The following is a 19,647-nucleotide window of genomic DNA, read 5'->3' on the forward strand; positions in this document are numbered from 1 at the left end:
TCCACAAATAAGTAAGGGCCTAGGGTCATTTGACCCTTGTAAGCCCTGTATTTAATCATAAATTGGCGGTTGTTTGTAACGCCAAGGTAATCATTTCAGCGAAGGAAGTTTGTCTTTCTTCACTACTAAGGTGAGTATCGTGCGTAATATGATCTGAAACCGTTAAAATGGTTAATGCATTTGCCCCGAACTCTGCGGCAACACCGTAAAGTCCCGCGGCTTCCATTTCGACACCTAAAATGCCCATTTTATCCATTAGCTCGAACATTTCTGGTTGCGGTGTATAGAATAGGTCAGATGAAAACACATTGCCTACTTTTACTGGCAACTGTGTTTTATTCGCTTGTGCTAAACAAACGTTCAGCAAGTTAAAATCAGCAATTGCGGCAAAGTCGTGGCCTTTAAAGCGCATGCGATTAACTTTTGAGTCAGTACAGGCACCCATGGCAATAACGATGTCTCGTAGTGCTACTTGATTCGATACTGCGCCACAACTGCCTACGCGGATCAGATTTTTTACACCATATTCTGTGATCAGTTCTTTTGCATAAATTGAGCAGCTTGGTATGCCCATGCCAGAGCCCATAACCGAAATTCGCTTACCTTGAAAATAGCCGGTGTAGCCGAGCATATTACGTACATCGTTGACTAACGTAGCATCATCAAGAAAATGCTCGGCAATATATTTGGCACGCAGCGGATCGCCTGGTAGTAAAATGGTTTCGGCAAAGTCATTTTGTTTTGCATTGAGGTGCGGCGTAGCTGCAAATTCAATTTGATCAAATGAGACCATTAATAGTCTCCTTGTGTTGAATCTGTTGAGGTATTGATTTGCAATACGGTTTTTACATCACCTAATAAGCCTGATGCGCCAAAACGGAAGTTGGCAGGGTTAACCCAATCAAGATCAAAAATACTGGCGGCAAGTTCAATGTATTGTTTTGCATCCGCCACTGTGCGTACACCGCCCGCGGCTTTAAAGCCAACTTTTTTGCCACTTGCTTTAATTGTTTCTAACATGATTTTTGCCGCATTTAATGTGGCATTTACGGGCACTTTACCCGTACTTGTTTTAATAAAATCGGCGCCTGCATCAATTGCAATGCGAGATGCGCTCGCAATAAGCTCGTCGCTTTTTAGCTCGCCAGATTCAATGATTACTTTTAATAAAACAGTGTCACCACAGGCAGCTTTGCATTGTTTTACAAGTTCAAAACCAACTGTTTCATCGCCTGAGACAAGTGCGCGGTAAGGAAATACAACATCCACCTCATCGGCACCTAAGCTTACAGCTTGCTTGGTCTCTGACACGGCTTTATCAATGTTTTTGTCGCCATGTGGAAAGTTGGTTACAGTTGCAATTTTTACATCTGAATTGAGCTGTGTTTTAGCAAATTCAATGTATTGCGGGTAAATGCAAATGGCTGCGGTATGGCCAGCGTTATTGTTTGCTTGCTGGCAAAGGGCGCTGATTTCGTCATCGCTTTCCGAGCCAGTTAAGCTGGTTAAGTCCATGCACTGTAGGGTAATTTTTGCCGCGGCTGTTAAATCTAATTGGGTGTTTAAGGTCATACTTTTCTCCAAATATAATACCAATTCTGTTAAGTATGTAATCAGGGATAGCGCTGGATAAATGAAATGGTAACAAGGCGGAATTTTTCTTATGCAGTCGTACTACATTGATAAATTTTAACGCAGTTAGCATGATATTTAGTCCGCTAGGATGATCAGCAACTTAAGTGAATTGGTATAAAAGTAATCCCAGAACAATTGAGGAGGGAGAGTTACACTCTCGATCAATAAGCTCACTCATATGCTCTAAGAACATGAGTGGACTTGGTTCCTTGAAGACTTATGGTTGTAACGATCTCCTGATCTTAGCACCATAATTTAAATCCATTTATACCAAGCGCTATTGTCAGCTATTTTGTTGCTAACAGCTAGCGCTAATTAAGTGTTAAATGATCTAGTTCATCTTTTTATGTGCTACGAAGTTGCTTCTTCGCTTTACTAAACAAAATTGTGGCGGCCACTACAATTGTACCGGCGACAAAACCAATAATGGCATTAAATAATGTAGGTAATAAAAAATTTAGGTCGGTATTAAGTAACTGATTGATTGCTAAAGTGAGATCATCTACAAGATGATGTAAAAAGTCACTGCCATGAACAAGAATACCGCCACCAACTAAAAACATTGCAAGCGTGCCGACAATTGCCAGTAGCTTCATTAAATACGGGGCGAAAGAAAGCAGCCCGCGGCCAATGGTCTGTAGCCAAACATGAGGTTGTTCTATCAATAGCAGTCCTGCGTCGTCAATTTTCACAATTAGCGCCACTAAGCCATACACGCCTATGGTCATAAGTGTTGCGATAACGCTCAATACCGATAGCTGTGAGGTAAAGCTTTCGTTTGCAACCGTGCCTAATGAAATAACAATAATCTCGGCAGAGAGAATAAAATCGGTGCGAATTGCGCCTTTGATTTTTTGTTGCTCGTAATGTTTGTCGTTAATATCTATTTGCTGCTCTTTTTGCTCGGCATGTTTACCATGAAGCCAAGGAGCAAGTACTTTTTCACAGCCTTCATAACACAAAAATAAGCCGCCAAGCATTAATAGTGGCGTTATCAAAAACGGTGCAAAAGCTGAGATAAGCAACGCTAATGGCACTAATATTAACTTATTTACAAAGGAACCTTTTGCAACCGCCCACACTACGGGTAACTCACGATCGGCTTTTACGCCAGAAACCTGTTGTGCATTTAAGGCAAGGTCGTCACCTAATACACCTGCGGTTTTTTTTGCTGCTACCTTGCTCATTACCGCAATATCGTCGAGCAAAGTCGCGATATCATCTATGAGGGTGAGTAAGCTTGCTCCTGCCATTTTTTATTCCTTCAATTATAATTCACGCAGAGTTAATCCAACTTCTGTTAAATATATTGGTATAACTATTTTACAACTATAGTGTTTTTCCCTGTAAAAGGAATCAAGATGTTAAGACATGTTTTTTTGCTTTTAAGCCTAATGATACTCTATGCATGTAATTCAGTTGGGTCCGCTTCTAAGGGGGAAAGTGCACAAACTGAATCATCAATAAAGGCTGTCACCATGATGTTTGAGTGCGAAAATGATTTGAGCTTTGTCGCACGATTAGAGGGGCAAGCGTTATGGGCGTTTTTTCCTCAGCAAACGCTTGCACTTGAGCCAACCAGAACGGCATCGGGTGCGAAATACCAAAAAGCAGCGGATTACGTTTGGTTGAAGGGTGACAATGCGATGGTGAATTACCAGCAAACACTTTATAAAAACTGTGTTAACAACCGCCAAGAGGCTATTTGGCAAGACGCAAAGTTTCGTGGTGTTAGTTTTCGTGCAGTTGGCAATGAGCCGGGTTGGTTAATTGAAATAACACCAAATGTTCACGTTAAATATCTTACTAACTACGGCCAGTTTGAGACTGTTTTACCTTATCAAAAGCCAATTGAAACCGAACAAAGCAGCTTGTTTGAATTAACTAAAAACCAAAACACGTTATTATTTGAAATTATTAATAAGCCATGTATCGATTCCATGTCTGGTCAAAAATTTGCTTCCAGCGTTCGTGGTCAGTTTAACGGTAAAGCGTTCTCAGGTTGCGGTCGAGCGTTGTTTTAAAGTTGGCACTGTTCACAGCCATAACGTTTTTCATAACGACGCTCAGCCCAAACATTATAAAAATGATTCACCAGCCAATAAATACCGGGAATTGAAAAGCAATAACTGACCCATCCAATCGGGTGTGAGCGCCACAGTTTAAAGTTTGCGTTCAACCCGATATGCCATGAGCCTTTTTCGTCTCGCAAGTGCAATACCTTCAGCATATTGGTTCGTTGTTGCCGAGGAAAGTTTTGCGAATGGACATCTTTAAATTCAAACCGCTCGCCAGATAGCTTGCGCCAAAGAGCAATTTCTTTGCTGCAAAGCGGGCATTGTGCATCGTAGTAAACAGTATTCTTCATATTTTTAACTCCTTTATTAGTAATACGTAATGGCTTAAAAAAAGTTTGAACGAATATTGCAGTTTTCCCGTATTGCTTAGAAAGTCACCTAAAAAAGGCAATTGTTATGCGTAAAGATGAGTTTAAAAATCAAATAGAAAGACATTTACTTACCCCAACCATTTTTGGTTATGCAGATGCCAATCATTATTTAGTTGGCGCAGAAGATGAAGACGGAAATTTTTATTCCCTTTCTGATGAGCAAGATAAAATTATGGTTTTTAACTCGATGTTTGAAGCTGAAACGTGTTTAAAGTCGCTAGGGTTTACCAGTGCAAGTCTGCATTTTCAAACAGCGTATGATGAGATGATTGGTAACGACAAAAGCAGCGATACTCGCATTACAATCAGTTTAGGCGAGCAATAAGCTCGTCTCGCTTGCCTAGAGCAAACAAAGTGGTGTCGTGGTAAAGCAATTGAAAGTTTGACTCTACGCGATCAGAGTTATCATTGTACCAATCCATTAATATTTCGAGTGGAACAGCATTTCTAAATCGTTTTCCTGTGTTATGCAGAGCGAGTTTAATACCTTGCTGATGGCTGTAACTAGCAAACCAGTTTTCGTTAATAATGCGCGACGTTGTGGCTTGGTATTTTTCGGGCAAAGTTGCTTCGTACAGAGCAAGTTCAGCTTGCAAAACTTGATAGAAGGAGGTGCACAAATTTTGATACTTAGCATCTAGCTGTTTTGCCAGTAAATGATCAAATAAAATATCTAGTCCGACACCAGCATAACGACGAACTTCTTTAAACTCAGTTTTAAATTGTTGGCACACAGGATGGGCGTCTGTAAAGCTATCGATGCCACGATGTAAACGTATTCCTAACTCTAACTCTACTGGCAGAAAACTAAGCTGACTGCCTTTTACAAAATCGCCAAGTAAGTTGCCAGTCAAACTAGTCGATGTTAAGTGAGCCAAATGTAAATGTGCAAAATAATTCAAATTTTGTTCGATCTTAAAAGTAAAAATAACCGTATACTGGTTATATTAAAATAACTGGAATCACTTATGAAACGTTTAAAAAATATTGTGTTAACTTCGTTGCTCGCGCCATCACTGTTTGCATTTTCAGTTTCGGCTGCCGAGTGTAACGACTTTACCAACCAAGATGTACGTAAGCTACGCTCAAAAGAAAGCATCAATTTATGCCAGTTTAAAGATAAGCCATTACTGATTGTAAATACTGCAAGTAACTGCGGTTTTACACCTCAATTTGAGCAACTTGAAGCGCTTCATAAAGAATATAAAGAACAAGGTTTAGTTGTGTTGGGTTTTCCATCTGATAGCTTCTTTCAAGAGGAAAATGATGAGAAAGACACCGCAGAAATGTGTTTTATCAATTACGGTGTGACGTTCAATATGATGGCAACGAGTGATGTAAAAGGCAGTGATGCTAATCCCATATTTAAACATTTAGCGGATAAAACGCGCTCACCAAGTTGGAACTTTAATAAGTATTTGGTCAGTAAAGACCGTCAAACAATCACGCATTTTGGCTCTCGTGTAAAACCACAAAGTGATGAATTAAAGCAAGCGATAGAAAAAGCGCTTTGATTACGTTTTTAAACAATTGATACTGTGCATATGGTTTTAGTCTGGCACTATATTTGGTACGGTTTGAACACGTTGCGCCACATGTTGGCGCAGTGAAAATACCTTTAAACATGTAAAAGGAATTACATGCAGGCCATAAACATTGGGTGTTTGTGATTCCTCAGCAATAAGGATATTCGATGAAGTTAACAGCTCCCTCTTTTCGTTTTCTAGCCTGCAGTACAGCTCTATCTATATTTTTATCTGGCTGTGGCAGCTCTTCCAATGATGATAAATCACCCAACCCCGATCAAGGTAATCGTGTCCCGTCTGTAACCATTAATGGTGACAGCAGCGCGCAGGAGGCGAGTATTGTTACACTCAATGCAGCGGCTAGCGATAGCGATGGCTCGATCAGCAAATACGCGTGGTCTATTACATCGGGTGACAACGTTACTTTAAACAGTAGTGATCAAGCCTCTGTCGATCTCACTTTGCCAGATGTAGATAGTGATACTCAAATCACGATTAGCGTTACAGTAACCGATGATGATGGCGCCACCGCGCGCGATGAACACGCACTTACAATTGTAGATAACGCAAATAACCAAGCGCCGAATGTGGTAATTAATGGGGTTACTGAAGTCGATGAGCAGAGCGAGCTTAATCTTACCGCCACCGCCAGTGATAACGATGGCGAAATTGTCAGTTATTTATGGCAACTGATTAGCGGTGAAGGAGTCACGTTAAGCGATACCGATAAAGCACAAGTAAAAGTCACCACAACAGATATCGATGAAGATCAGCAAGTTACTATTGCCGTTACGGTAACCGATGATGATGGCGCAGTTGCGACTGCACAGCATCAGCTGCTAGTAAAAGCCAGCGCGCAAACGCAAGTATTTACATTGAAAGGTCGCGTTAATAATGGCGCTAATTCAGCCGTAAATTTAACGGTTGGCGATCAAACATTAACAGCAACAACAAATAGTAATGGTGAATTTAGCTTGCCCGTTGAATTCGATGAAAGCTATGACTCGCATTTGGTTAAGTTATCAGCACCCAGTAATTCGGTATTTTTCCCTGAGTTTAATCTTGTTGCTCAGTTAGTTACTTTAGGCGACCTTAAACAACTTGCTGGCAGCGATAATGTGTTAACGGATGACGAGTATTTTGCGGTTAACGTGAGTAGCTTCTCTACAGCCCTGTATTATATGTTTGATAGTAAAGATAGTTTAACAACATCTGAACATGTAACGGCTAACTATGAAAATATCAGTTTTGAAATTGCCACATTGCGAGCCACCATGATTGACATGCTGTTAGGAGGAAATTCAGGGTCAGCTTTTGCCTTACCAACAGGTATTACTACGATGGATCAGTTACTAACAAATGAAAATATTGTGCGAGAATTTGAAACGCGTATGCATGATGTATATGCGCTTGAGGCATCTGAAAGTGCGCAGGCAATTTTTACTACTGATATTGCGAAATTCCCTCAAATAGATAGTACTAAGCAGTTGGTATTTTCGCCGACTATTATTACACGTAGTGTCGGACGCCACCTAACACTTAATCCAAATGGTACAGGCAGTATTGTTCTGGAGAATGGTAATAGTACAGGGCTTACGTGGCAGATAAATGAACTCGGTAATCTTAAACTTGTTTATAACACTCCGATTACACTAAGGAATGACTTATATGCTGTAGATGGCCGACCAGAAGTAGTTGATGAGCAAATTCTTACCTCTGAATTTTATAATGTGTTTTCGCGAGATAAAACGAAACATGGCATGATGAACGAAGAACTCCGCCGTGTTGATGGTAATGGCAATGTGGTAACCGAGTACTATCAGCAATCAGAATTTGGTGGACTAACAGATAAACAAGACGCAGATAAATTAATTGCTGCGGATATTCCAGGTGTCTGGGTGATTGACGATGTATTTACTCCTCCGAATGCCGTTTACTCAGAGCCCGCGATTGCAACGTTAATGGCTGATGGCTCAGCGACAATAGAGGTACCTAGTTCCGACTTTTATAGTGATACAGTGAAATGGCAGCTAAGTAATGGAAACTTAGAGCTGATTTCGGGAAGTGGTGACAGCGAAATACGTTTCACTTATTACATTGTTTACAAAAACAATTTTGGCTATGCATTTGTTGCTGATGTAACAAATGGCAGTCAACAATTTGCCCGTAATGGCATGATGTTTAAGCAGCAAACTAATTCGGGGTTTAATTTAAACGACGTCTATGGCCATTACAAACTTACATATGCTGATAGAGTATCCGTTACGAATGAATTAATTATTTATCAAGATAACATTGCCCGTAACGGCGTTGATATGGACAGTCATATCGCGCGAATGGACGAAAATGGAGTTCTACACCTAGAAACCTATCTTGATAACGAAACGCTTGAATTATGTCGCTCTACCGATGGTGGTCGTTGTCGATTAAATCGTCAAGAATCTTATCGTTTGTTTGCAGCAAACGATAACTCTTATCATGTTATGCAAACAGTTTCTGGGTTTACTAACACAGGCTCGCGTGCATATGGTGTAAGTGCGTTGCTTAAATTAGAGAAGAAAGAAACGTTGGGCTATGACAAATTTGAGTATGGTTTGTTGCAAAACTTGTATTTGGTTGAGCATCTCAATAGTGGCTCTGTTAGCGAATACCACTTTGATCAAACACAGTTAAGCGAAGACGCCAGCACATATAACAATGCGTTAAGTATAAATTACGCTAATGGTGATTATGAAGAAACTGCCTACTATCTTGATAATGGTATTGCTTATTTCACGTTAGCGGGTAAATCAATGCAAATGTCGCTTGAGCAGTTTGAGCGAGATACACTTACTGTTTGTTTGCATGAAGCGGGCGGCACATGTACCGACGCAGATAAAAAGCAGTTAGATATGCGTTGGGGATTGGCAGAAATGCCGGCACAATAATTAAAAAAGAGAGGCTTAGCTGGCCTCTCTTTTTACTTTTCTAGTCAGTTGTTACAGGCTATACCATAGACCAATCCAGCCCCGTACCTCATCTTGAATGGTATCGCCTTCAATTTTGGCAATGCCAAAATCAATATTAATATCATTTAGTACTGAAGGTGCAACGGCAAAGTCGAATTGGCTATTTAACTTAATTCCGTAGCTAGTGGCAAGTTCGCTGTTATTGAGCTCATGCTGCGATACATAAAGCCATGGTGTATTTGGCTTAAACGCAAACCCAGCCCCAAAACGCTGATAATCATCACTTAATGCGGTATAAAACGGTAGTTCGTTAATGAGTGAGCGATCAGCTTGTGCTTCTGGCTTAATTAAACTGGACGCGAAGCCACCAATATTCATTAGCATGTCATCACGTTGTTTTGTTTGGTAATCAACGTAAAGTGGCATATTCCAAGCTTTACCGAATAGCGCTACGTTTGCATCAAAGCCTTGCCAACTGCCATGTGAGCTATCACCACTGTAGATACGTGCAGATGCAGTTTGACCAACCGCAAATGTTTGCCAATCACGTTGCCAAATTTGATTCGCGCCGAGAGCAAGCCATTGGTTATGGCTATCACCAATATCTTTGTAGCCATACGCAAGATGACTATTCAATTTAAATGCCCCATTGCGATAAGGGTAACTGGCCTGCAGATAGGCTCCTGTAGCGTCTTCCTTAGCAGCTAAGACATCAGGGTGTTGATATTGATTTGTGGCTTTAAGTTTATAATCAAATGCGTGTGCTAAAAATTGCCATTTATCGAGTTGATATTTCACGTCTAAATAAGCACCGTTTAAAGCATTTTTATTGTCGATTGCGCCCCCAAATTGCCAGCTCAACTTATTGAGCAGATCTTTACCTTTTACACCCACGTGTAACAGTGCAGTACTGGCACTATTATATTGCTCAGCAAGTGTAAACGACATTGTTTGATTTGATGGAGAATAATCGCGCTGTGCGCCAGCCGTTTGCTGATAAATTTTCGCTGGCGGTAAGCTTGGCTGCTCTGCTTTATCGGTTGCGGCTTTTGGTGATAATGCGCGCTCTGTTACTTCAGTTACACTTGCATTGTCACTTAGTTGGTAGATATCAGGGCCTTCAGAATTAACCGCTAAATACAGTAAACCATGCTGTTTGCTTGGCATTGGGTATTGCATAACTTGCTGCCCAGCGCTTAGCTGTTCTAACTTATCTGATGCAAAGGTATAGCGATAAAGATTAGTTTGACCGTTTACCCCTGCAACATAGTAAATGCTTTCGCCATTTTCGCTCCATTTAGGATATGACAAAAATTGGTAGCCCTTTGGCATTGGTACACTTACATCGTTATTTGATGTTAAATCTTTTACCCATAGCGCCCAATTTTGGTTGAGCTTAGTTTTAAGATAAGCCAGCTTGTCATTTTGGTATTGCGGGAAGTCGTAAACTGTTTGCAGTGATGGCTGGGTTAAATCGCTCATTTCACCCGACGTTAAATCAATTTTTACCAGCTGTGAGTAGCCATATTCAACGCGCTCGGCATAAGCTGTATTGCTGTCAGCTAAGGTAAAGCGGCGCACGTTAGCAAACTGAGTAAGTTGTTTTGTTTCACCAGTTTCGCTATTCCAGCTGAAGAGATCTTGGTGCAGTGTATTCATTTCGTTGTTGGCAACGCTAAATGCACCGTATACAAGCGTGCTATTATCACGCCAAACTGGGTTTAAAATACCTTTGCGATTAATTGAGTTAAGGGTTTCTTTTGTTTCTTTTTTGAAGCTGGTGGGTTTGCTATTTGCAATGTCTTTTGCATCGTCTTCTAGCAGCTCTTTTTGCGCTTCTTCAAACTCTTTAATGGCGTCAGCATTTTCTTCTGTTGCATAAATTGTGAGCTTGGTATTGCCGTCTTTGTCTTTGCTAACAATGGCAATTTTATCTTCATCGGGTGACAGGCTAGGCGCCATTTGAATGTAATTGAGATCAAACCAGCGTTTCGTTTCAAGTGCGGTTTGATTTGCTTCTTGTGTTAGTGCTTTATGGGTATATTCAGCAACAAAACGACGATACAGTTTACTTGGCTTTTCAAGAAATACGCCGGTAAACGCACTGTCAAAGTCACGTTTTTTAACCGCTTGCATACGTGTCCATACTGCATCTAATTGCTCTTTGTTGTAGTTATGTTCAAGCCATTGTAAAAAGCGCACACCAACGAGATACGCCATAGAACCTGCCATATAGCCACCATCCTCTTCACTTAGCTGGCTATAACTTGGCAAACTTCCTTCTTTAGCAAATTGCATGATGAGCGATTCAACATAGTTATCGTGCAAACGGCCGCGGCCAGTCATTTGCGATTCAAGTAACGTTGCATAGCCTTCAGCAGCCCAGCGCGGAGTCGGGTTGTGAGCAATATCATAGGCACTTGAGAAGTTACGTAGCTTTTGGCGCCACTCACTGCGTGTTGGCTGTGCTAAATGCACTAAGTGTACGTATTCATGTAATACGAGTAGTTGCTGCCAGCCCGAACTATTTGAAATAACTGTATCTGACTGGGGAGGTGTGGCAAAAAATGCCATCATAGGGTCAACACTGCTTGGAATAGCAAAACCGTTTGACTGGTTATAAGGGTCGAAAACAATCACATCAACTTGTTTATCTAACACTCGATTTTGCTGCTCTTTTACTTTTTCGCGAACAACCTCAAGTTCGTTGGCAGCTGATGTAGCCCAGCTTTGGTAAGCTTTCGGAAAATGAACTTTAAAGTTCTCAGTTTCAATGGTTTGCCAGTTATCGTTGGCTGAGGTTGCAAAGCTTGCGGCAACCATCAATGAGAGTAGCGACTTTTTCATATTATTTGTTCCTTTAATTTTATGCGAGCTAGCTTACTGCACGCATAAAACTAAAAAAAATAATAGTGATAAGCGGCTAATCTTAATTATTGATGGTTACATCCAGTGCTTTTTCGATGTCTCTGCCAGCAGCACTAGCCTGTTCATAACGTCATTTACATCACTTTGTGGTAAGTAGGGCACGCTAATGCCACCACTCGCTAACTGAAAGCGCAATGAGCTAAGATGTTGTTTGCGCATCGGCGGTGTTTGTGTAGTAGCGATTTGTTGAATTTTAAAGCCTTTAAACACTTTGTAGCTTACGCCAATCAGCCCTTTTCGAGTGAATACTTGCTCTCCATCAAAGTAAAAGCCAAAGCGCTTATAGCGCAAAAAACTCAAAACCACACCCAGTAATAATGGTGCGATTAATACTGGCCACGCGCCATCAAGTAGTGGTTTAAACAAAAAGGCACTAATGATGGAAATAGGCAGTAGCCAATAAAGCACGAAAGTCTTGTAAAAGTAGTTAATGGCGATTGGCTGAAATGGCACATTGATAATGTCTAACTGTTTATCCCAGCATAAATTCATAACATCGTTCACTTGGCTTTTTGTCAGTACAGGCACAATTAACGACTGCCCTTTTTTTACTGTATTTGCATGGCTGTTATTAATTTGTTTGCAGTTGATGGTGTAGCGTTTAAGCAGTTTTGCAATCCAGTTTTGTTTGACTTCAATTGACTGAATTTTACTAACGCTTAGCGACATTTGATGGCGTTCAAATAATCCTGAAATACGCTTTATTTTGTTGTTTTCTAAGCTAAGTTCATAGTTGTAAAAGCGAATAACTGCGCCCAGTACCGATGCGAATACAAACAAAGCAATACCGCTTAGAATAATGGTGGCACCCGCGGCCATCTCGGCATATTCATTATTGGTCACAAGATTATTAAAAAACTGTGCAAGCGGCGCGGCAAAGTCTTGTTTAATATAGTCAGTAATTTGCTCAGTGAAAGGCGCAAGTGCTGCCAATACTAAAAACATCATGCCAGACATTAAGCCAAACTTTGCCACTTCAAAATTTGCTAATGTTAAATCAGGTGACTGCGCAGCTTGTTGCTCGGTTTGCTGTGGTTTGGCTCGGTAATTAAATATTTGATCGCGCAACATATTTGCGTAGTGATCCGATACCCCTGGTAACACAACCTCTTGCTGGGCTGAGCCTGCAGCATCAAAGTGACAGTTCACAGCTGAAAATGGTGAAAAGTAAAATGGTATTGCTAAATTAACGTTTTGTACTTTGGCAAAGTTAAGTGTGACGCGCTCTTTTTTAAATACACCTTTACGCAAAATAATTTCGTGCTCGGTAACTTTGTAGCGAAAATTAAAGTAATAAAGGGTCGCGTAAGTCACTAAAATCAATGCTAATACGCTGGCACCTGAAGCAAACCAAAACAGTTTGTTTTCAACTTGAGTAACCCAAATGGCAAAGGCCGGCGCAATATTAATGAGTCCGTCTTTTACAAAGCGCACAATAAAGTGCAGCACAAAATAAATAATCGCAATTGGCGACAATTTTTGCCAAGTGGCTGTATTGCTATTACTCATCGTCGTGACGCTCACTTACGGTGTTTGCCAAGATAAATTGTCTTAGTTTACTGGCGCGTTCTTGGCTTAGACCATGAATTTCGAGATCAGCGCCTGCACCGCCAGCGGTAAACAATTTTAACGTGGCGAGCTTTAATTTACGTTCAATAGGATTACGGTGAGTTTCAATATGTTGAACACGATTAAAAGGGATTGCGATGGTGCGTTGCCAAAACACCCCGCGTTTTAATAGTAGATCGTGTTCTCTTAGTGCGATAGATGTCATTGCGATGCTGCGCTTAGTAAACCAAGCGACGTATAAGTTTATCAATACTAATGCACATGCAACTAATGCGGTTATGATATTTTCAATTGGCGATAAAAAATAAAGAAAGATCACAACAGCGATACTTGCTGGTAGTAAAAATACAAAGGTGCCAATCAGTGCTTCTTTGCTTGCCAGTTTATCCAGAGGTTTAAAATCTGCTTGGGTAAAGTCAGGTAGTGTTTGTTCGAAAATTTGTTGGTTGCTAAACACGTGATGTCTCGTTTTTTTATAATCTTTGCCTATTAAAGCAAAAAACTCAGCAAATGCTGAGTTTTTATGATTTTCGGCAATATAGCGTGATTAAAGCCAGCGCACAGTATGAATTAACGAATGGCTTTCGCCAGGTTGCAGTGTCACTTTGTCATCCATCACGTTAGCGGCTTCTAAACATAGCATGGTATGGAACTCGTCATCGCGAAAGTTACTTAGGCGCTTTGATTTTTCAATCCACGGATTCCACAGCACACACGAACTTGAATTTTCACGGCCAACTTCAATAATACCGTCTGGTGTATTAATGGTTTGAATCAAAGGTGTGCTTTGATAAACCATATCGGTTTCACGGGCAAAATTGACAATGTCGTTTTGTGCAAATGGACCTTCACCAAACTCAATATAGTTAGCACCTTGCAGGCCATCGACTGTGGTGTTTTCAATTTCAGGGGTAGGGAAATAGGTATGCAGTGCTTGTGTTAACTCAATTGCCGCATTGCCAGTATTCGTGTTTACCAGTGCAATGTGCAAACTATCGCTCAGCGTGAATACGACTTTTAAGCTCGATTGATGTGGCCAGTATTCCGTATTAACTTGGCCCATTGGCAATGAAAAACTCACAACAATATTATTGTCGTTTTCTATCACTTCTTCTGCGCGCCAAAGCATAGTGCGGGCAAATCCGTGTTGCGGCCAACCGTCATTGGCACTCATGCCAAACCAAGGCCAACAAATAGGAATACCACCGCGAACGCCTTTGCCGACTTGATAGTCTTCATCTTGTGATACCCAAATTAAAGGCTTTTTGCCTTTTGGCGTAAATTCGGTAAGTTGCGCGCCTTGGAGAAAAATTTTAGCGCTGCAAAAGCTCGATTCAACTGATAGGTACTCTAGTCCTGAATCAGTATGCTTAACGGTAACAGAAGGAGATAAATTCATAAGGCATCCTTGTAAAAGGGAACTCAATTTAATGCAGAAAACAAGATAACTAATGCGTGATCAATTAGCAAATCAGTAAATTTCATATAGTTCTAGATAAACTAACGTCATCTTATCGCAAACTTCATGTGATTTAGTTATTTGCCTTGATATACTGAAATTCTTTTTCACAATATGAACACACACATGAAAAAATCTCTTATTGCGCTTGCAGCAGTGGCAGCATTATTGGGCTGTCAGCAACAAGAACAGGCGTCATCGCCGAGTGTTGTAGCAAGTGATACTGCTAATTTAAAATTAGTGAGCTGGAATATTGAGCATTTAGCTGACGAGGTTGGTAAAGGCTGTAAGCCACGTAGCCAAGCTGATTACCAAGCGCTTGCAAGTTACGCCGCAACCTTAAATGCCGACATAGTCGCACTGCAAGAAGTGCAGTCAGAAAAAGCGCTTAAGCGCGTTTTCCCTGAATCACAGTGGCAGTATGTGGTTTCAAGTCGTGCCGATAACGAGGCGTATGAGTGCCGTGGTCATGATGGTTTATTTTCAACACCACAGCGTACCGCATTTGTTGTTAAAAAAGGTATTAATTTCACCGCTCAAGATGACTTTAAAGCACTTGCTCTTGATAACCCAGGCTTGCGCTACGGTACGTCAATTAGTCTCAACAATGGCCAGCTAGAACTACTGAATGTGCATATGAAAAGCGGTTGCTTTGTTAGCGACTATCGTAAAGATACTAAAAAAGCCTGTACTACTTATCAGCAACAAGGACCTATTTTAGAAAAGTGGGTTAACCAGCGTGTTGAAAACAAGCAAGCGTTTGTAGTACTAGGTGATTTTAACCACCGTTTAGTTGATCAAAACAATCGTTTTTGGCAAGAGTTAAGCAAAGAAGACGGCGAGCGCATTTTGCTAAGCAGTATGCAAAACTTAAAAAGTTGCCATCCTAAATACAAAGCGCCGATCGATCACATTATTACTGGCCCAATTTCAACTCAGTGGATTGTTGATGGCTCTCAAAAAGTAGATGCCTTTGGTAAGCAAGGTGAGCTAGATTACAAAGATATGTTAAGTGATCACTGCCCAATAAGTTTAACGCTATCAATTAAATAGTCGAAAGAAAGCGCACGATAGTGCGCTTTCTTTTCTTTCAAACCTTTCTCTATTCTTCACATTTAAATAAACCTGTACTCCCAAGCTAATATCAAACTGGTGTTATATTGCTTGTTTTTTAGTTACCAGTTGAGCCAATATATTAGGTACATAGAGTGATTGGGTTTTTACATGGATGAATCTCAACTAAATCAAGCGGATGCTCAGCAGAGGGTGGATCAGATACACGCCTTTGAATCTGAGCTGGCGCAATTACAACATGCTGGTGTGATCACCTTGTCAGTTGATCAGCAACAGACAGTTTCTCAGTATCATCAGCAGCTTCTTACCCAGTTAGCCAAGCAATTTGACGTTGATACGACAGCTCAGTCTAAGCACCTAACATTAGGTATGAAAATCGCTTCGCTGTTTGGTGCTTTGGCAATGGCGGTGAGCTTATTCTTTTTGTTTTATCAATTTTGGGGCTATTTAAGCACAAGTGTTCAAGTAGGCATCTTGGTCACTACGCCCATTGCATTGTTCTGTGGTGCGATAAAGTTAGCTGAAAATGAATCTCACGGTTATTTTGCCAAAATAGCGGGTTTGGTTGCGTATGCGGGGTTCGTACTTAACGTAATGCTGCTTGGGCAGATTTTTAATTTAACCCCGTCGCCCAATGCGTTTTTGATTTGGTCAGGACTCGCCTTTATTTTGGCGTATGCTGTTAACGCGCGAGTATTGCTGTTTTTTGCAATTGTGAATGTGTGCAGCTTTATTGCAATGAAGGTGGGCGCATGGAGTGGCATGTATTGGATCAGTTTTGGCGAGCGCCCTGAAAACTTTATTGTGCCGAGTATATTACTGTTTTTAGTCCCGAATTTTATCAGTCAGCGTGCATTTAGTGGCTTTGCTGCAATGTATCGTGTTTTGTCTCTGATCATACTGTTTTTAGTTGTGCTTATTTTGTCAAACTGGGGTGGCGTAAGTTATTTCAATTATGATGGTGACCTTGTTGAAGGCGTGTATCAAGTTGCTGGGTTTGCGTTAAGTGCAGCGGTAATTTGGCTTGGAATTCGTAAAGAGTGGTCGGGCGTTGTGCAAACTGGCAATGTATTTTTTGTGCTGTTTCTTTACACCAAGTTCTTTGATTGGTGGTGGGATTGGATGCCTAAGTATCTATTTTTCTTTGTACTTGGGTTATGTGCGCTGCTTGCATTATTGGTATTTAAGCGAATTCGTAAGTTAGCCAAACACACGAGGACAAGTGCATGAAAAAGTACTTAATTTACGGTATCGCGTTAATTGTTTTTACCAATAGTTTTATTTTAGGTGGTGTTTTTTATAATCGCTCTGGTGAGCCAACGGCACAGCTAGTTTTATCTGAACGAGAAGCACGCTTGCCATACTTATCTGGTTTTGAAAAAGAAAACTCGGGCGTAGGGCTTTCAATTTCTTGGCGTGCATTGGCAAACAAAAAAGATGAGCTTGCTTATTACAACAATCGCAGTATAAACCTAACCAAGCAGCAGTTAAGAGCGCTAGGGTTTACTGAACTTGAGCTATCTGAAGATAGCAGGGCGCAGGAACGTACGTTATTTTTTGCGCTTGAATACAATGGCGAGCATTATCAAAAGTCACTAGCAAATGCGCAGAGTTATTATGAAAAAGCGCTTGCTCGTTTTGAACTGGATACTAATGATGAACAACTCAAATATGCCAAAGAGCAAGCCTCTGAGGCATATCAACAAGAGTTGCATCGCAATAGTCGTTTGTTCTTTTTAGAAGCGGCACAAGACTATAAAACACTTACAACTAAATATGCAGAGCAGAGCAAAGCAATATAGTTATCGTAAAAGGAAATGCGAAGCCCTACTTTTATGATTACAGCAAAGATCACTCTTTGCATTTGCGTGCGCTATTGGTGAACAGAATCAATGTACCTGCTCATTTTGTAGAAACCTTGGCAAACCTAAAAACATTACGCGGACAAACAAAGCCAAGCTATAGCGTGACGGTTAATTGGGGCAAACGTTTGGAGCCTTGGATTGTAGATATACAGATTAATTAATACACAATTTTAAAGCGTATATCTAATAGCTTGTTAAAAACGCAAAATACAGTGCGGCTGCAAAGTTACGGCAGCCACATGTTTATTGTCATTTTCTTGCCGCAAATGTGACACTTAACTGTAGTCAGTTTACAATATCGGAACAGTATATTTTCTCAAGGGACTATCTCGCATCGGATGCGCCAATTCACAACTGAGAAAATATAACAATGAAAAGAACAATCCTATTAAGCTTATTGCTGCCTAGCGCATTATTTGCTGCACCCGAAGTTCACTATCAAGAATGTAAAACTGCCTTTGACTATGCGCTGGCAAAATATCAAGGTACAACCGACAAAAATAATAGCGGTAGCCAGTGGTGCTATTTAAAATCACCGAGAGACGGTGAAAGTTGGGGTAATGTGCGTACTGAGTCTATTCCTGAGTTTAAAACCGTTTCAGGTAAAACGTGTTCAGCACCGTCTAGTTATCAAGGTGAAAAATTCTATGGCTGTACCACCCGCAATCATTCATCGCCATGGTGTTATGTTGCCGATGGTGACTGGGAAGAGTGTGACGCGCCAGCGTCTGAACCGCTGTTAACTCATACACAACCACAGCAAAGCAAACGTTTAGACAGAGTAGCATTAGGCAGCTGCTTTAAAACCAAAGGGGATATGCCAGCAGCATTAGCGCGTTTGATAGGTCATCAACCTGACTTATTTTTATGGTTAGGCGATAATATTTATGCCGATACCACAAACATGGCCTTAATGCGTCAGAAGTACGATGACAAAAAGCGTAACCCTGATTATCAGCAGTTTTTAAAGGCCAACATCCCAGTTATGGCAACATGGGATGATCATGATTTTGGGCGCAACAATGATGGTAAATATTATCAAAAACGTGCAGAGAGCCAGCAAGAATATTTACGTCACTTTGATGTTGAAGCATCGGATCCGAGACTTAATGGTCAGGCGGGTATTTACGAAGCTAAATTGCTCGGGCCAAGTGGTGAGCAAACTCATGTGATCACACTTGATGCACGATACTTCCGTTCACCTACTTTTAGTAACTATGGCGCCTGCGAAGGTGATAACAGCACGATTTTGGGTGAACAACAATGGCAGTGGCTTGAAGCTGAGCTCAATAAGCCGAGCGAAATTAAAATTATTGCCAGCGGTATTCAAGTATTACCACCGCTTCACAAAGGAAGAAGCTTAAATAGCTACTGTGCATATGGAAATGGCAACCAGTTTAATCAAGCGATTGCCAATTTAAATGAAGAAGCGATGTCTGGCACCAGTTACGAATCATGGGCAGAAATGCCCGCTCAGCGAGAAAGGTTATTAAGACTTGTACAAAAGTCGGTAAATGCAGGCAAGACGAAAGCGGTGATTTTCTTATCAGGCGATCAACACTGGGGTGAGTTGTTACAAAAAGAGATACCAGCCAGTACAGAATTTGGTGCACCCGTTACCGTATACGAAGTGACGGCATCAGGCTTTGGTCAAAATTGGCCGTATCATATTGAAAACCCGCTGCGCTTGCCGATTTATGCCGATTCGCAAGGTAACGGTGATTACTCAAAACAATGCAAATTACCTTACAAATATGCGTTGGTTGAATACCAACGGTGTATTACACGTGATCACGATAAACCTTGGTGCTACACCGAAGTGGATGAAAACGGAAAAGGCATTGAAGGGGCGTGGGGTAACTGCGCACCAAGCGGCGCTGTAATTCCAACCGGTAAAGTCGGTGTTGTGAGCAGTAATATTAGTTCACTAACAACGGGTAATCGTCATTTGATTAATAAGTCGGGCAGCAACTACGGCATGCTTGATATCGATTGGCAAAACCGAGAAATAAAACTGTCAATTCAAACAGCCAAAGAAGAAGCCGTTTCTACGATAGTGACGTTTTAATACTGTGTAAAAGGGCAATAAAAAAGGCGCTAATGCGCCTGTAAGGTGAAAATTAAATATCATCATATAGTTATCAATCTTTCTTAGCTAAGAACGAGTTATCAAAAAATAAGTTTCATCATGTTT

At 40.9% G+C, this 19,647-nt stretch carries 17 protein-coding genes; 8 read left to right on the top strand and 9 right to left on the bottom strand.

The features are described from left to right. Positions 1 to 55 precede the first annotated feature (55 nt). The 3 genes from deoD to L1068_RS18185 form a co-directional block, all read right to left on the bottom strand. Entirely contained in the window at positions 56 to 793 is a 738-nt protein-coding gene (gene deoD / locus L1068_RS18175) for a purine-nucleoside phosphorylase (RefSeq protein WP_237131349.1), read from the bottom strand. Continuing rightward, positions 793 to 1,572, bottom strand: a complete 780-nt coding sequence (deoC, locus tag L1068_RS18180; RefSeq protein WP_237131350.1) for a deoxyribose-phosphate aldolase — start codon at positions 1,570 to 1,572, stop codon at positions 793 to 795. Before deoC ends, deoD begins: the two co-directional genes overlap by 1 nt. A gap of 407 nt (positions 1,573 to 1,979) precedes the next feature. After that, positions 1,980 to 2,888, bottom strand: coding sequence for a DUF808 domain-containing protein (locus L1068_RS18185; protein ID WP_237131351.1), 909 nt, complete (start codon positions 2,886 to 2,888; stop codon positions 1,980 to 1,982). Between the two features lie 225 nt (positions 2,889 to 3,113). On the opposite strand from L1068_RS18185, the gene L1068_RS18190 reads away from it, so the two are divergent. After that, complete coding sequence (locus L1068_RS18190) at positions 3,114 to 3,659, top strand: MliC family protein (protein ID WP_237131352.1); 546 nt, start codon at positions 3,114 to 3,116, stop codon at positions 3,657 to 3,659. On the opposite strand, the gene L1068_RS18195 is transcribed toward L1068_RS18190, so the two are convergent. Further along, a complete protein-coding gene (locus tag L1068_RS18195; RefSeq protein ID WP_237131353.1) occupies positions 3,656 to 4,003 on the bottom strand; it encodes a DUF393 domain-containing protein in 348 nt (115 codons plus the stop codon). The genes L1068_RS18190 and L1068_RS18195 overlap by 4 nt on opposite strands. A gap of 106 nt (positions 4,004 to 4,109) precedes the next feature. On the opposite strand from L1068_RS18195, the gene L1068_RS18200 reads away from it, so the two are divergent. Beyond that, positions 4,110 to 4,409 (top strand): DUF6482 family protein, encoded by a 300-nt coding sequence (locus L1068_RS18200; RefSeq protein ID WP_100914406.1) that lies wholly within the window; start codon positions 4,110 to 4,112, stop codon positions 4,407 to 4,409. Here the strand turns inward: L1068_RS18200 and L1068_RS18205 are convergent. Next, complete coding sequence (locus L1068_RS18205; RefSeq protein WP_237131354.1) at positions 4,390 to 4,962, bottom strand: ACP phosphodiesterase; 573 nt, start codon at positions 4,960 to 4,962, stop codon at positions 4,390 to 4,392. The two genes, L1068_RS18200 and L1068_RS18205, sit on opposite strands and share 20 nt — an antisense overlap. Before the next feature lie 90 nt (positions 4,963 to 5,052). Between L1068_RS18205 and L1068_RS18210 the strand changes: the two genes are divergently transcribed. Together L1068_RS18210 and L1068_RS18215 are read left to right on the top strand one after the other, a co-directional pair. Next, the gene (locus L1068_RS18210) at positions 5,053 to 5,598 is read left to right on the top strand and encodes a glutathione peroxidase (RefSeq protein WP_237131355.1); all 546 of its coding nucleotides are present in this window, start codon (positions 5,053 to 5,055) and stop codon (positions 5,596 to 5,598) included. Between the two features lie 179 nt (positions 5,599 to 5,777). Beyond that, the gene (locus L1068_RS18215) at positions 5,778 to 8,537 is read left to right on the top strand and encodes a hypothetical protein (protein ID WP_237131356.1); all 2,760 of its coding nucleotides are present in this window, start codon (positions 5,778 to 5,780) and stop codon (positions 8,535 to 8,537) included. 51 nt (positions 8,538 to 8,588) lie between these two features. Here the strand turns inward: L1068_RS18215 and L1068_RS18220 are convergent, their stop codons facing one another. The 4 genes from L1068_RS18220 to L1068_RS18235 all read right to left on the bottom strand — a co-directional run bounded on the left by L1068_RS18220 (position 8,589) and on the right by L1068_RS18235 (position 14,454). After that, a complete protein-coding gene (locus L1068_RS18220; RefSeq protein ID WP_237131357.1) occupies positions 8,589 to 11,405 on the bottom strand; it encodes a hypothetical protein in 2,817 nt (938 codons plus the stop codon). A gap of 96 nt (positions 11,406 to 11,501) precedes the next feature. Beyond that, on the bottom strand, positions 11,502 to 12,995 hold the full coding sequence (locus L1068_RS18225) for a PH domain-containing protein (RefSeq protein WP_237131358.1): 1,494 nt from the start codon (positions 12,993 to 12,995) through the stop codon (positions 11,502 to 11,504). After that, positions 12,988 to 13,512, bottom strand: coding sequence for a PH domain-containing protein (locus L1068_RS22180; RefSeq protein ID WP_237131359.1), 525 nt, complete (start codon positions 13,510 to 13,512; stop codon positions 12,988 to 12,990). Before L1068_RS22180 ends, L1068_RS18225 begins: the two co-directional genes overlap by 8 nt. A gap of 90 nt (positions 13,513 to 13,602) precedes the next feature. Further along, the gene (locus L1068_RS18235; protein ID WP_237131360.1) at positions 13,603 to 14,454 is read right to left on the bottom strand and encodes a D-hexose-6-phosphate mutarotase; all 852 of its coding nucleotides are present in this window, start codon (positions 14,452 to 14,454) and stop codon (positions 13,603 to 13,605) included. A 186-nt stretch (positions 14,455 to 14,640) separates the two neighbouring features. Between L1068_RS18235 and L1068_RS18240 the strand changes: the two genes are divergently transcribed. From L1068_RS18240 to L1068_RS18255, 4 genes are all read left to right on the top strand, one after another. Continuing rightward, the gene (locus L1068_RS18240; RefSeq protein ID WP_237131361.1) at positions 14,641 to 15,567 is read left to right on the top strand and encodes an endonuclease/exonuclease/phosphatase family protein; all 927 of its coding nucleotides are present in this window, start codon (positions 14,641 to 14,643) and stop codon (positions 15,565 to 15,567) included. A gap of 171 nt (positions 15,568 to 15,738) precedes the next feature. Further along, a complete protein-coding gene (locus L1068_RS18245; protein ID WP_237131362.1) occupies positions 15,739 to 16,818 on the top strand; it encodes a DUF2157 domain-containing protein in 1,080 nt (359 codons plus the stop codon). Further along, a complete protein-coding gene (locus L1068_RS18250; protein ID WP_237131363.1) occupies positions 16,815 to 17,390 on the top strand; it encodes a DUF4824 family protein in 576 nt (191 codons plus the stop codon). The genes L1068_RS18245 and L1068_RS18250 overlap by 4 nt, the downstream gene beginning before the upstream one ends. Before the next feature lie 433 nt (positions 17,391 to 17,823). Beyond that, the gene (locus tag L1068_RS18255; protein WP_237131364.1) at positions 17,824 to 19,521 is read left to right on the top strand and encodes an alkaline phosphatase D family protein; all 1,698 of its coding nucleotides are present in this window, start codon (positions 17,824 to 17,826) and stop codon (positions 19,519 to 19,521) included. The last annotated feature ends 126 nt before the right edge of the window (positions 19,522 to 19,647 follow it).

This window comes from Pseudoalteromonas sp. MMG024, from assembly GCF_021654175.1.
GTDB lineage: Bacteria > Pseudomonadota > Gammaproteobacteria > Enterobacterales > Alteromonadaceae > Pseudoalteromonas.

Bases quoted from the DNA above. Each gene is read 5' to 3' on its own strand.
- deoD (WP_237131349.1), bottom strand. From the start codon at position 793: ATGGTCTCATTTGATCAAATTGAATTTGCAGCTACGCCGCACCTCAAT.
- deoC (WP_237131350.1), bottom strand. From the start codon at position 1,572: ATGACCTTAAACACCCAATTAGATTTAACAGCCGCGGCAAAAATTACC.
- L1068_RS18185 (WP_237131351.1), bottom strand. From the start codon at position 2,888: ATGGCAGGAGCAAGCTTACTCACCCTCATAGATGATATCGCGACTTTG.
- L1068_RS18190 (WP_237131352.1), top strand. From the start codon at position 3,114: ATGATGTTTGAGTGCGAAAATGATTTGAGCTTTGTCGCACGATTAGAG.
- L1068_RS18195 (WP_237131353.1), bottom strand. From the start codon at position 4,003: ATGAAGAATACTGTTTACTACGATGCACAATGCCCGCTTTGCAGCAAA.
- L1068_RS18200 (WP_100914406.1), top strand. From the start codon at position 4,110: ATGCGTAAAGATGAGTTTAAAAATCAAATAGAAAGACATTTACTTACC.
- L1068_RS18210 (WP_237131355.1), top strand. From the start codon at position 5,053: ATGAAACGTTTAAAAAATATTGTGTTAACTTCGTTGCTCGCGCCATCA.
- L1068_RS18215 (WP_237131356.1), top strand. From the start codon at position 5,778: ATGAAGTTAACAGCTCCCTCTTTTCGTTTTCTAGCCTGCAGTACAGCT.
- L1068_RS18220 (WP_237131357.1), bottom strand. From the start codon at position 11,405: ATGAAAAAGTCGCTACTCTCATTGATGGTTGCCGCAAGCTTTGCAACC.
- L1068_RS18225 (WP_237131358.1), bottom strand. From the start codon at position 12,995: ATGAGTAATAGCAATACAGCCACTTGGCAAAAATTGTCGCCAATTGCG.
- L1068_RS18235 (WP_237131360.1), bottom strand. From the start codon at position 14,454: ATGAATTTATCTCCTTCTGTTACCGTTAAGCATACTGATTCAGGACTA.
- L1068_RS18240 (WP_237131361.1), top strand. From the start codon at position 14,641: ATGAAAAAATCTCTTATTGCGCTTGCAGCAGTGGCAGCATTATTGGGC.
- L1068_RS18245 (WP_237131362.1), top strand. From the start codon at position 15,739: ATGGATGAATCTCAACTAAATCAAGCGGATGCTCAGCAGAGGGTGGAT.
- L1068_RS18250 (WP_237131363.1), top strand. From the start codon at position 16,815: ATGAAAAAGTACTTAATTTACGGTATCGCGTTAATTGTTTTTACCAAT.
- L1068_RS18255 (WP_237131364.1), top strand. From the start codon at position 17,824: ATGAAAAGAACAATCCTATTAAGCTTATTGCTGCCTAGCGCATTATTT.